The following is a 12,007-nucleotide window of genomic DNA, read 5'->3' on the forward strand; positions in this document are numbered from 1 at the left end:
CCCTACTCCTTAACCCAAACTTCTTGTTTACGTTGTACGTAATTAATACCTGAACCACATATGGCCGTACTTTCTACCTTGTAAAAGCTTTCGCTCTCTAATGTTCCAACCGAACTGCATGAAGAGGTTATTTCTGAACAATTGACCTGTTGGGATCCTAGCGCCAATAGCGCGTTTTGAATATCGCTCGGCATCGGAGAAGTACAATTTGAGGCAACGGCTGCCGACGCATTCAGTGGATACATATAGGTCAGCACTAATTCATTCGCGGAGTGGGATAACAACCAAGCCTGAGTGCCCAAAGCATCACGTGTCAAGGCATCGTTATTTGACCATTCCATTCTCGTTAATGCAGCCCCCAAAAAGCCCATCACGACCAATACAAAAACGGCAATAATATACAAGCTTCCCGACTGCTTACGTCGGCCTATTGGTATCGCACGGTTAAGGGACATTGAGCACCTGTATATCTTGTTGGAAACTGGTCGTTTCATCGTCGTCTTCGAAAGTAAAATCGATATGTACCACCCCACCTCGTTGTAATGTCGGTGCATCGTAACTTATTGAGCCATCTGCGACGCTATCAGCGACTTGAACTCCGCCTCGGCTGATAGATTCGGTTGACGAATTAAAACAATAGTTAACGAGGTCTTTATAAATATAGTGACGATTAGCAATAGATTCACTCGCGAGTGGCTGATCCAACGTTATCGCAGTGCTCGCCCCGGACAACGCTATGGCGATACCACTGTCAGTAAAATCGCTCTGTTGACTCGGGTTAATGATCATGAAGAGGTCATCATACGTTGCAGGTGGATCATCATTACCCACTAAAAATGAAAGGCTTAGATTGTTCGCTGAGGACACCGAGTAGAATCCAGAGTACAAGATTGGATAAAAAGACAGGCAGGTATCCGTCGTCCCAGTGACTTCAATACTATTGGGAACTGAGTGACGGACTTCTCGAGAAATTTTTTCAAGGACAAACCTTGCTTGAGTTTGTAAACGCTGGCGATCAACCGTATCAGAATACCCCTTCATTCCGAGTTCAATGAACCCGGCAATGCCAAGCACTAAAATGCCACCAATGATGATGGTCATGATCATTTCAATGAGAGTGAATCCGTTACGTTTCATCAGTAGTTACCTTTATAGCCGACAAACTCAAAATCACCCCACCTTCCCGCCATGATCTGTAACGTCACTTTTTTCATAGAAGTGATCGCAGTAACGTCAGCATAGGTGTCTGTATCGACATAGCTCACCGCGACAAGTACCGTGAAGTTTTTATATTGGTTAGAAATATTGCCACCAAGGATATCCGTCAAATCATATTCAGGTGCTACAGAAGAACAATTCGAACTGTTCGCGCCTTTCCAACATCCAACATAATCATCGACATCATTAAAATCATTAGGGGAAGATGCGCCGTCAGGGCCAAAACTATCAGTCGCTGTGCAAGCAAGCATCGTTGCCTCACCGCACCGTAATGTCCCGCCATCAAAATCGCTATTTTCATCAAACCCACGAGCCAATATTTGACTGAGCATGCTTTGCCCAAGTGTGACCGCTCGTGTTTGATATTGGGATGCCGCTGAACGCTCTATTTGCGGATAAAGAAAACTGGTTAGTGTGACCATTGCAAAGCCCATAATGATAATGGCGATAATGCTCTCTATAAGAGTGAAACCTTTTATAAGCTTCATAGACAGAGCCCACCATAAACGTAGCCTTGTGAGTTTATGCATACATTGGCTTCACTTTGACCGGAGACAATAGAAATACTAACGCCACCGCTAGCATTATCTAATGGGTTGCCTAAAAGATCGAAGCTGATGTTAGAAACAGAAGGGGCACTGTTGAACGATACTTGATCAGACTGAACAAGATCACTGCGGGAGCTAGGGTTACTGGCGTTACACCCGCTAGAGCTGCCAATACAATTCGAACTCACCGTAACTCGGCTGCGCAAGCAAAGCGCTTGAAGTTCAGGGTTAGCGGCGTCACTACAGAAACTGTAAAGATCGGTGATGTTAGTTTGAATTCGATTAACTTGGATTTGACGAATAACCGAGATGATTTGTTCTTGAGCAGTAAATGCAGAGAAGCTAGACACACCACTGTAGCGACTCGATGCGTACACGGATACGATAGCAATCAATAAAATAACAACGATAAGCTCAATCAGTGTGAAGCCTTGTTGTTTAACGCTACCCTCTTCCATGAATCACCTAAGCTATAGCGGCCAATATTTAGAAACTAAGTAATTCATATTATAGCAAAAAATAGGAAAGGTATTGTATTCGGTTTATCAATTTATGACGGGATTAAAAAAGGCCAGCAGATGCTGGCCTTATGGTATGTGGATATTCTTAACAACCAGTGTCAGTAACATTAGTAGCGTATGCTTCAGAAACAGCTACTCCACTAGCTTGTGTGTAGGTGACGTAACAATTGGTTCCACTTATACCTGCAGCCCCTGAAAGAGTATCATCTTTAAACGTGATCACTAATTCTTGAGGGTCATTACCCGTTTGTTCAAACGACCAATCACTCGTTAAACCAACAACAGCTTGACCAATCCCGGCATCAGAAGCCAAAGGGTACCCGAAACGCGTTAAGATTCCATCAACATCTGTACCAGCAGCAGCACTAGCTGTTTCGCTGCCATTAATAGCAGCTTTACCGTAAACAATGCCAGCAGCACCATCTAATGCACCTTTCAAGCCTTGTAGCGATGATTTACGCGCATCATTCTGCAGGTTCAAGAAACGGGGTGCTGCGGTAACCGCTAGAATACCCAAAATAACAATTACCACCACAAGTTCTATTAGGGTGAAACCGCCTTGTTTTTTCATGCTTAATTCTCTCTATGTCTTAAATAAATAATGCAGAATTACTGCAAGGTTACGGTCACGCGACCTGTTTCAATTTCGTAAACAAACTCATGAGCTGTACCACCCTCTTGTTGCACATACGTGCAAGTGTAGTCAGTATCATTCGCTTGAGCAGAATACTTAACATTGGAATCTGTTGCAGCGTTAGCCACCGTATCAACTTTTGGTGGGTTTTGTAACAAATTATCCATCAAATCAATGCAATGCTGATCTGTGAGTGCGCTAGGGAATGCACCATTACCATTGTTCAAAGAAAATGGGTAACCATCACGAAATCCAGTGTCAACGTTGGCACTGGTTTTAGAGCGAGTAAGCCAAAAATCAACACCATCATAGTTGACGGTATTGTATTTCTCATTGCTGATCGTTTCAGATGGTCTAGCTTCCGCTTCCCATTGGGCACGAGCTGAAAGAACTCCTGTCGCATAACCACCTGCAATCCCTTCAATACTGGCTTTTTTGGCTTCATCGGTTACGTCTAAGAAACGTGGCAGAGCAGCAACAGCTAGTAACCCCACCACAACAATGACGACAACAAGCTCTACTAATGAGAAACCAGTCTGTTTATTGTTCATCTTTTCACTCACTTTATTCGTATGGCGTATTATACGGGAAAAACATCCACTTTCTATCAATAATGCGTCGAAATTCATTCTTCCGTTAGAAAATCGACACTCACCGTAAATCTATCATTAACCAGTTTAATAACAATAACTTGATTGTCATCACCGGTATACCTGCATTGATAATTCATATCACCGATGCCCTCTTTCATTGCCGCTGCCGATGACTCTAGCCCTCGATTCTCTGGATAAAAAACCTTCAGCCAGAATAAGCAACTCGTTTTCTTATTCTGGTTTATCGGTACTACCCAACCAGAGGGGCTCATCATCAATATTTCACCATCTATTAATAGTTTAGGCGGTTGTTTGTTTAACAACCACTCTTGCTTATAATAACTAGCACGCTCAACGATTCTCTTACTCGCGACAAGCATTACAGTATCCGTCGCTTCTCTATCGACCTTTTGCCAAGCCAGCATAAAGCTGAGAACAAGAATGACGACGAGAAGAAACCAAATAACAAACTGTGACCGCCCTTTATCCACGATTTGGTTATCCCTTCATTGCGTCCAGCATTCCCCACATTGGTAGGAATATACCCAGAGCTAGGATTAGCACCATACCCGCAACAATGACCAACAAAATAGGCTCAATACGTGCAGTCAACGTTTTAAGGTCATAATCAACTTCACGTTCATAGAAATCTGCAACTTCTAATAATAATTCATCGATACGACCCGTTTCTTCACCCACAGAGATCATCTGGATCACAAGTGGTGTAAAGATATTGGCGTTGATCGCTGTCGATGAAATGGTCGTCCCCGCTTCAATGGCGGATTTCATTTCAAGCAATTTTCGTTCTAAGAATTTGTTATCTAATGCTTCTGCAGACAGGGCTAGTGATTGGTTAAGCGGTACCCCAGCCTTAAGCATCAAAGCAAACGTTCTTGAAAACCGAGACAGCTGTGCTCGATTTACAATATCGCCCACAATAGGCATCCTCAATCGAAATAAATCCCACCGCTCTCGACCTGAGGCGGTATTAACCCACGTTCTAAATGCAAATAATAGCCCAAACATGACGCCTAGCATCACTGCCCAGTAATTTACAAAAAAATCAGACATACCAATCAGAATTCGTGTCGGCAATGGAAGATCCACACCAAAGCGACTAAACATAGTCGAAAATTGAGGGATCACTTTGATATTAAGAATGAACAGCGCAATGAGAATGAAGCTAATGACAAACGTTGGATAACGCATGGCCGTTTTAATACGTTTACGTGTTTCAACTTCTTGTTCGTAATAACCAGCAAGTTGAAGTAACGCTTCATCTAACCGACCAGTATTCTCACCAACGCTGATCATCGACACAAACAGTGGGCTAAAAACCTTAGGGTGCAATTGCATTGATCCCGATAAGCTTCGACCGTTCGTCAATTCTGCCGCGACTTCTTCCAACGCTTCTTTGAGCTGTTTATTCGCACAGTTTTGGGTTAATCCTTTCATCGAACGCAGCAAAGGGACGCCCGCTTTTGTTAAGCTGTAAAGTTGGCGACAAAAGATCACCAAGACTTCCAGTGGTACGGCTGGAACAAAGAACGCCTTAAGATCAAAATCGAATGAAAAGCCTTCACCACCAACCGAAATTGAGGTTGGAACAACACCTTTGTTCATTAGCGCCTCAGCAGCTAACTCTTCCGTTGCCGCTTCAACTTGCCCCGAGGCTTTGCTGCCATCAAGATTGCGCCCTTGATATTGATACGTTGGCATAGCGTCCCTAGATTAAAATTGCTTTACTGATGCCCGATGCATCACCTTCGCTGAGGTTCATTACCTCATCGAGACTAACGATACCCTGCAGTGCGAGCTCCATTGCAGAAGCGAGTAATGGTTTGTAGTTTTCAGAGTTTCGAGCCGCTTCTGCGAAACCAACCGCATCTTCAGAACGTAGCGCATCCATCATTTCCTGCTCGAGTTCAAGCATTTCAAATACACCGATTCGGCCACGATACCCCGTTAAATTACAGTTTTGACAGCCGCTACCACGTGAGAAAACAGCATCCACTTGATTAGGAAAACGAACCGAGAGCCATTGTTTCCTTGCCTCATCAATCTCTTCTTCTACTTTACAGTCAGTACAAACTTTACGCACAAGTCGCTGTGCCACAACCGCTCGAACCGCACTCGCCACCAAATAGCCAGGCGCCCCCATATCCATCATTCTTAGAGCGCTGTCTACCGCATCATTGGTATGTAACGTACTCAATACTAGGTGACCTGTTAGCGCCGCTCTTAAACCAATTTCTACCGTTTCCTGATCGCGCATCTCACCCACGAGTATGATGTCTGGATCTTGACGAAGGAAAGTTCTCAATATAGTCGAGAAATCGAGATTGATTTTAGGATTAACCTGCACCTGATTGACACGTGGTAAACGATATTCAACCGGGTCTTCTGCGGTAATAATTTTTTTACCCGGCTCATTAAGCTCAGACAACGCACCGTATAGCGTGGTGGTTTTACCCGAACCTGTTGGCCCAGTCACCAAAATCATTCCGTGGGGTCTTTTTAATTGCTTGCGCAATTTCGCCAGTAAGTCGGTGGGTAAGCCTGATTCTTCTAGCTTTCTCACACCTGATGATTGGTTCAACAGACGCATGACAACGGACTCACCGTACTGCACCGGCATTGTCGACATACGAATATCGACAGACTGTCCCTTGGTTCGAATATTAAAACGACCATCTTGAGGTAAGCGCTTTTCAGAGATATCCAAATTCGCCATCAGCTTCAATCGCAACACTAATGCAGAGGCAATATTCACCTCATTGAGCAAAGTTTCATGTAGGACACCATCAATTCGCTGACGTAAACGAAGGACATTAGAATCAGGTTCAATATGAATATCTGATGCGCCCATTTGAACCGCATCTTCAAACAGGGAGTTGATGAGCTTAACAACGGTGACTTCATCACTGTCAGCCCCATCATCCAGTACATTAATATCGAAGGCATCATTGACTTGGTGTTCAGCTTGAAGCTGCTCAGCAAAGGAAGCGATCTCTTTGGTTCGGCGATAATAACGATCAAACCCTTCGACCAGCTGGATTTCAGGTGCGATGACAAACTCTAAGCTAAACTGCGGCAACTGACCTAGTAATGCTTCTTGAGCAAAAAGGTCGGCAGGATCACTCATTGCTATCCTTACCGTATCCCCATTTCGAGAAATCACGAGCGCCCTTAGACGACGAGCGTGCACTTCTGGCAATAACTGAACAGCGTCCACATCTACATTCGCACGGCTAATATCAATGAGCGGTAGAGCGAGTTGTTGAGACAAAAAGGTCAACATCTGATGCTCGGACAAGAACCCGAGCTCAATCAACATAGCACCCATTTTCCTACCGGTACTTTTCTGAGCCGCTAATGCCTGTTCAATTTGAGATTCAGTGACAATCCCCTCTTCAACCAACAAGTCACCAAGACGTTTACGAAGCTTAATTTGCAAGATCGTTCTCCTTTGACGCAGTGCTACCAGTGGAAGTTTTATTCATATCGATTGTTGACAGTAGCTTTAATCGCTCGCGTACAAAAATCTGAGATTGTCGAGAAAGACCCACCTTTGTCAATGCTTTCTGATAGGCCTCTGCGGCCGATGACATATCAGCGTTTCGTTCTTGTTGAATCGCCAAGCCTAACCACCAACGAGCATTCGCGCCATCGACAATGACCAGCTGTTGATAGGTTTCAAGCGCAATATCATCTAGACCGTTCTTCTGAGCCAATGCAGCTCGTAATGATAAATACTCCACCGTTGGTGTATGGCTTAGATACATCAGTGGTGTTAATGCGGCTTCCGGCTGCTGTTCCTTAATCAATAACTTTGCCAGTGCAATCCTCAGCACTTCACTACCATTGTCCCTATTCACCCCTTCCTGAAGTACCTCAAATGCTTTGCGTGGATCACCTTTTCCATAGTAGAGCGCAGAAAGTTGTTGACGAACAATTTCATCAGTAGGGTCGTATCGCAGTGCATCGCGGTAGCTATTCAATGCTTCGTCAATGTTATTGTTATCTATAGCTTTACGTGCCTGTTGCTCTGCTTTTTTAGCCAACTGCTTAGGTGTCAGTTCTACTTGCTCAATGGTGACAGAATTATTACTTGGCTTTGAGGTAGAGGTAAGATTCGCTTTCGACGATGAGTTATTAGCGAGTAGTATTGTAGAACTCGGCGTTTGCAAAGAATGGGCGCTCACGACTACTTTCGGTTTTACTGGGGTAACTTTCGAATCAGCGGTAACAGCCGAGCTATTTTTTTCAATACGAGTTTTTGGCGGGGAGACAGCCTCACTCTTCACCGACGAGGTAGTATTTTCACTGCTCGGCGATTGATAGATTGTCACTTGTTGTCTTGAGTTATCCGCGGTTGCTCGCTTAGCCTCTTGCTCAGTGGTACTCACCGCCACATCATTATTGCCGAAAGGGTTTTGATGAGAGACTTCAACTTCTGAAATCACTAGAGGCTTCGCAAGCATGGGTTGCCCCACAACGACTGACTGTTGAGAAACCGTCCAACCACCAATGGCTAAACTCAGTGAAAAACCACCAATCAACCAAACTATTGCAGGTCGAGACTTCACCTTCTCTATCTGAGCTTTTTCAATCTTAACTTTTGCACCCTGTCCTTTCTGAGATAGCTCAGACAGCGCTTGATTGATATGACTCATGAATGACTCCATCCCCATAGAAAGGGGGCTTTAAATTTTGGTTTACAGCTATCAACGGTATCGTAAATAGCGCTGTATAATTGGTGGCGACTGACGCTAGCAGCAGTCGTCCCAAAGGCCAAGATCAATGCCTTATGGCATATCTGATTGATCAAGCGAGGATTACCACTGCTGGCTTTCCAAATTGATTTTTTAAGAGCCAAACTAAAAATACTGTCGCTTCCACCGCTTCTTGCCAGACGAGTATTAATATAGGCCACACTTTCATCGAGCGACAAAGCCCTAAGGCGCGCATTAAACGTTATACGCTGGCGAAACTGTCTTAAATGATGCTGAGACAATCGTTCATCTAATTCCGGCTGGCCAATAAGAACAATATTGAGCAATTTTGATTGCTCAGTCTCTAAGTTCCCAAATAGCCTCAAGACTTCGAGTGCCTCATCAGAAAGAGCCTGAGCCTCATCAACAATCACGATGGTTTGCTTGCCTGACTTGGACAATTCGACCAGCTTTTCCTGTATTTCATCCACAATGGATATCGAAGACTTCACTTCTAAACCAAGCTCATTGGCGACAGATAACCTAAGTTCATCTCCATTGAGTACCGGGTTAGGTAGGTAAACTAACTGAACATTATCTTGTAAATGATTGATTAACATTCGGCACACCATGGTCTTGCCAGAACCCACCTCACCCGTCACTTTGATCACGCCCTCTCCCATCTGGAGAGCCGCTGTGACCATTTGAATCGCTTCATAATGAGGCTCTAACCCCAAAAACAAGCCAGTATTCGGAGTGAGATGAAATGGATACTGACTAAAACCAAAGTGTTCTAAATACATTGTCGTTTCAATTCCAACGGCATCATCTGATGCCTGCAATTAATAGCCATTATCTTCAGAGTCAGGGAACCATTCTTGTAAGATATCACGTGAACGCTCAAGCTCTTTTTGCCATGTATTCACACCGACGACTGTCGGCTTCAGCAAGATCACCAGTTCCGTTTTTTGTGTCGACTCAGTCGTATTTCTAAATAAATGTCCCAGTGCTGGAATATCACCCAAGAAAGGAACTTTAGAGACTTGATCGAAGGTATTGGATTTCATTAATCCACCGATAACCACCACATCACCATCCCTCGCTCGTATAATTGAGTCGGACTCTCGAATTGAGCTCTGAGCAAGAGGTAAACTAATCGTCGTATCACCAAAACCGATGTCTTTCACCTGCTCCTTTACATCTATAACCGCAGGGTGAACGTGCAGCAAAACATTGCCTTCATCGTCAATCTGTGGTGTCACGTCCAGTGAAATACCAGAAAAGAAAGGCGTTAACTCAACTTCAGGCGAAGCATTAGAGTTGTCGCCATTGCCAACAACGCTCGATAAATCCGTCACAAAATACTCATCGGTACCCACTTTAATGACGGCTTTTTGATTGTTTGCGGCAGTCACTCGAGGACTAGAAAGAACATTCAAGTCACCCTGAGTATCCATAAAACTCAGTACGGCCGAAAAGCTACCATCAGAGATGGTTACATTGGTTTGCCCGCCTAAGAGGCTACCAATCGAATCCAATCCAGGCAGGGCTGTAGCGCCAAGCCTATCGACAACGACTTTGCCATCTCCCATAGAGATGTTTGACCAATTAATCCCTTGTTGATAACCATCATTTAGCGTTACCTCAAGGATCTTGGCCTCCAAGATCACCTGACGCTGTAAACGTTTTTGCGATACGCCCAAGAAGTGGCGAACTTCACGAATTGCATCTGGGTAAGCCCTTACGGTTATTACACTCGCTTGAGGAGTCACAACGACGCTTTGGCCATCACCACTGCCAATGAGTTGAGAAACCGCGGTGACCAATTGTGGCCAAAAGTCACTTTCACTCAACGTTTCAATTTCGGTCCCACCTTTAGAACTTGTCGACGATGAATTGGAAGAATTAGAAGATGAAGACGAACTTGAGGATGAGTTCGAAGACGAATTCGAATTTCTATCCGTGTTCGTAATCGTTCCGGTCGTGATAGAGGTGATTGAGCGCCCCTTTCTTTGCATTTGAAGGTAATCCACTGGAATCGTTACGGTACGAATCCCGGCCGGAAATACCTGAATCACTTTCCCTGTTCGCTGCACTTCATAACCATACATATCTTGCACGACAGACAGCACTTCATCTAAAGTGACATCCGATAAGTTCACGGTAATGTTTCCCTTCACAGAAGGGTGAATTGCAGCACTATAATCGGTTCCTTGAACAAGGCTTGCAAAGAATATTCGAGCTTCAACTCCGTCCGCCTTTATTCTGAAACGCTTCACATTTTGTGTCGCAGAAAGACTGACACCATCAATGTCGGGCATTAGGTCTTGCTGTACTGAGTCTGGAAGCTCATTGAGTTTTAAGCTATTTGCTTCATTGATCGCTTCGTTAAGTGAAGACTTCACCTCGACCGGATCGCGATGCCCCATAGAGCAACCTACAAGGGTAATTGCAGCAATAGAAAGTACGATTTTACGCATAGAATTATTCATACCTTAATTCTTAATATCTAACGAGAAAAGCTCTAGAGTCCAAAGCTTACTTCCACGCATCAAAGTCACTTTTTCATCTGAGATCTGTCGAACTTGATAGCCATTCAAATGATCTCCTTTCTTAACCACACTGCCATTAAGAACGGCATTGCATTGACCAAGGTGATCACAAGCAATACTTTTTAGTGTTGGCAGTTTATAGACGGCTCGTTTAGGAGCTTTCGATTTCTCTTCTAGTGGTTTAACCCACCCTAATGGAGCCGTTGGGTCAGTTGATCCTTTCTGCGTTTGCTCTGCATGGACGGCAAAACTGAACGCGATAAGGCACAGCCAAATAAACCATGCTTTCATCTTAAATTAGCCCCCAATAAACTCTTTACGAGCTCCCAAAGTGTAGACTTCCATAATCAACCTCGCTTTAGGGTACTCTTCAACCTGGTACTTAAAGCTACGCCAGTAATATTTAGCAGGCATGGATTCTAGTGATTGCAAATAGTTAAGGATATCAAAGTAGCTACCTGTCACTTCAATCCTGACAGGGTGCAAGTAATAACCAGAGTCCTGAGATTGTTCTTTAGTAATAGATTCAGCGCCAAGAGTTTCAAGAGACACTAGGCGTAATTTTTTACTCTGTGTTAGCACCTCTTCCAACAACAAGGTCATTTGTGTTGGGGAAACTAAGGTATCAATAACACTCGAGAGTTCATGTGAAAGCTCTTGGCTCTGTTTCAATAGCTTTGTCAGTTCAATATCGATATCTTTATCGGGATCTTTTTTCAGTTTGGCCGTTAATACCAATATCTCGCCTTGCAGCCTTTGGATATCCGCTTTTGTGATAACAACCTGATGCTTCAACTGACTGTTTTTCTTCATAGCAGGTTCTGTTACAAAGGTGAATATAACCAGCGCAAACACAACGAAACCACCGATCGATATCAACCATTTTTCGCGATCAGACAACTGATCAAACTTGTTACTCATTTGAGAAAAAATCAAATTCATCGTTTTACATCCCCTTGCGTCAATAGCTCGAACGTAATGATGTCTTGCTCATTTCTTCCAATCTTTAGCTTTTCAAAGGTTCTTCCGACCAAATTAAGTTCCTGTCGAAATTGATGAACCCAATTTGGCACCGCCTGAGCATTTCTAGCCAGGCCGTGTAAATTCAATTGTTGATTTTCAAGCTGAATAGAGACCAGAGAAATATCATCTCGTCCCAGCGTTGCAAGCGAACTCATGACACCTGAGTAACCTTGTCTTTGAGATTGATCATAATCCTCAATCGC

14 protein-coding genes and 1 pseudogene are annotated in these 12,007 nt (G+C 44.0%); all 15 read right to left on the minus strand.

Annotated features, from left to right (window positions below; translation table 11 throughout):
* Nucleotides 1-2: 2 nt before the first annotated feature.
* Nucleotides 3-455: an MSHA biogenesis protein MshP gene (locus tag BCU12_RS17130; protein WP_198599358.1), complete on the minus strand. Its 453-nt coding sequence runs from the start codon at nucleotides 453-455 to the stop codon at nucleotides 3-5.
* Nucleotides 445-1,137: a prepilin-type N-terminal cleavage/methylation domain-containing protein gene (locus BCU12_RS17135; protein WP_102405464.1), complete on the minus strand. Its 693-nt coding sequence runs from the start codon at nucleotides 1,135-1,137 to the stop codon at nucleotides 445-447. The genes BCU12_RS17130 and BCU12_RS17135 overlap by 11 nt, the downstream gene beginning before the upstream one ends.
* The gene (locus BCU12_RS17140; protein ID WP_102405479.1) at nucleotides 1,137-1,712 is read right to left on the minus strand and encodes a prepilin-type N-terminal cleavage/methylation domain-containing protein; all 576 of its coding nucleotides are present in this window, start codon (nucleotides 1,710-1,712) and stop codon (nucleotides 1,137-1,139) included. Before BCU12_RS17140 ends, BCU12_RS17135 begins: the two co-directional genes overlap by 1 nt.
* A complete protein-coding gene (locus BCU12_RS17145) occupies nucleotides 1,703-2,224 on the minus strand; it encodes a type II secretion system protein (protein WP_102405465.1) in 522 nt (173 codons plus the stop codon). The genes BCU12_RS17140 and BCU12_RS17145 overlap by 10 nt, the downstream gene beginning before the upstream one ends.
* 148 nt (nucleotides 2,225-2,372) lie before the next feature.
* Nucleotides 2,373-2,858 carry a prepilin-type N-terminal cleavage/methylation domain-containing protein gene (locus BCU12_RS17150; RefSeq protein WP_102405466.1) on the minus strand — a complete coding sequence of 162 codons (486 nt, stop codon included), beginning with the start codon at nucleotides 2,856-2,858 and terminating at the stop codon, nucleotides 2,373-2,375.
* Nucleotides 2,859-2,896: 38 nt separating this feature from the next.
* Nucleotides 2,897-3,472 carry a prepilin-type N-terminal cleavage/methylation domain-containing protein gene (locus BCU12_RS17155; RefSeq protein WP_102405467.1) on the minus strand — a complete coding sequence of 192 codons (576 nt, stop codon included), beginning with the start codon at nucleotides 3,470-3,472 and terminating at the stop codon, nucleotides 2,897-2,899.
* A 74-nt stretch (nucleotides 3,473-3,546) separates the two neighbouring features.
* On the minus strand, nucleotides 3,547-4,005 hold the full coding sequence (locus tag BCU12_RS17160; RefSeq protein WP_241909861.1) for an MSHA biogenesis protein MshF: 459 nt from the start codon (nucleotides 4,003-4,005) through the stop codon (nucleotides 3,547-3,549).
* A 7-nt stretch (nucleotides 4,006-4,012) separates the two neighbouring features.
* Nucleotides 4,013-5,233, minus strand: coding sequence for a type II secretion system F family protein (locus BCU12_RS17165; protein ID WP_102405469.1), 1,221 nt, complete (start codon nucleotides 5,231-5,233; stop codon nucleotides 4,013-4,015).
* 7 nt (nucleotides 5,234-5,240) lie between these two features.
* Nucleotides 5,241-6,971 (minus strand): GspE/PulE family protein, encoded by a 1,731-nt coding sequence (locus BCU12_RS17170; RefSeq protein WP_102405470.1) that lies wholly within the window; start codon nucleotides 6,969-6,971, stop codon nucleotides 5,241-5,243.
* Entirely contained in the window at nucleotides 6,961-8,190 is a 1,230-nt protein-coding gene (locus BCU12_RS17175; RefSeq protein ID WP_241909862.1) for a hypothetical protein, read from the minus strand. Before BCU12_RS17175 ends, BCU12_RS17170 begins: the two co-directional genes overlap by 11 nt.
* Nucleotides 8,187-9,032 carry an AAA family ATPase gene (locus BCU12_RS17180; RefSeq protein WP_102405480.1) on the minus strand — a complete coding sequence of 282 codons (846 nt, stop codon included), beginning with the start codon at nucleotides 9,030-9,032 and terminating at the stop codon, nucleotides 8,187-8,189. The genes BCU12_RS17175 and BCU12_RS17180 overlap by 4 nt, the downstream gene beginning before the upstream one ends.
* 39 nt (nucleotides 9,033-9,071) lie before the next feature.
* Nucleotides 9,072-10,709, minus strand: coding sequence for a pilus (MSHA type) biogenesis protein MshL (mshL, locus tag BCU12_RS17185; protein ID WP_102405481.1), 1,638 nt, complete (start codon nucleotides 10,707-10,709; stop codon nucleotides 9,072-9,074).
* Nucleotides 10,710-10,724: 15 nt separating this feature from the next.
* Nucleotides 10,725-11,072, minus strand: coding sequence for an MSHA biogenesis protein MshK (locus BCU12_RS17190; RefSeq protein WP_102405471.1), 348 nt, complete (start codon nucleotides 11,070-11,072; stop codon nucleotides 10,725-10,727).
* A gap of 6 nt (nucleotides 11,073-11,078) precedes the next feature.
* Nucleotides 11,079-11,723, minus strand: coding sequence for a type 4a pilus biogenesis protein PilO (gene pilO / locus BCU12_RS17195; RefSeq protein WP_102405472.1), 645 nt, complete (start codon nucleotides 11,721-11,723; stop codon nucleotides 11,079-11,081).
* Nucleotides 11,720-12,007, minus strand: a pseudogene (locus BCU12_RS17200) (MSHA biogenesis protein MshI); the annotation flags it as partial. The pseudogene BCU12_RS17200 and the gene pilO, both read right to left, overlap by 4 nt.

It is taken from the genome of Vibrio sp. 10N.261.55.A7 (genome assembly GCF_002877365.1).
Taxonomy (GTDB): Bacteria; Pseudomonadota; Gammaproteobacteria; order Enterobacterales; family Vibrionaceae; genus Vibrio.

Coding starts and splice junctions, on each gene's coding strand:
- BCU12_RS17130 (WP_198599358.1), bottom strand. CDS start 455: ATGTCCCTTAACCGTGCGATACCAATAGGCCGACGTAAGCAGTCGGGA.
- BCU12_RS17135 (WP_102405464.1), bottom strand. CDS start 1,137: ATGAAACGTAACGGATTCACTCTCATTGAAATGATCATGACCATCATC.
- BCU12_RS17145 (WP_102405465.1), bottom strand. CDS start 2,224: ATGGAAGAGGGTAGCGTTAAACAACAAGGCTTCACACTGATTGAGCTT.
- BCU12_RS17150 (WP_102405466.1), bottom strand. CDS start 2,858: ATGAAAAAACAAGGCGGTTTCACCCTAATAGAACTTGTGGTGGTAATT.
- BCU12_RS17155 (WP_102405467.1), bottom strand. CDS start 3,472: ATGAACAATAAACAGACTGGTTTCTCATTAGTAGAGCTTGTTGTCGTC.
- BCU12_RS17165 (WP_102405469.1), bottom strand. CDS start 5,233: ATGCCAACGTATCAATATCAAGGGCGCAATCTTGATGGCAGCAAAGCC.
- BCU12_RS17175 (WP_241909862.1), bottom strand. CDS start 8,190: ATGAGTCATATCAATCAAGCGCTGTCTGAGCTATCTCAGAAAGGACAG.
- BCU12_RS17180 (WP_102405480.1), bottom strand. CDS start 9,032: ATGTATTTAGAACACTTTGGTTTTAGTCAGTATCCATTTCATCTCACT.
- mshL (WP_102405481.1), bottom strand. CDS start 10,709: ATGCGTAAAATCGTACTTTCTATTGCTGCAATTACCCTTGTAGGTTGC.
- BCU12_RS17190 (WP_102405471.1), bottom strand. CDS start 11,072: ATGAAAGCATGGTTTATTTGGCTGTGCCTTATCGCGTTCAGTTTTGCC.
- pilO (WP_102405472.1), bottom strand. CDS start 11,723: ATGAATTTGATTTTTTCTCAAATGAGTAACAAGTTTGATCAGTTGTCT.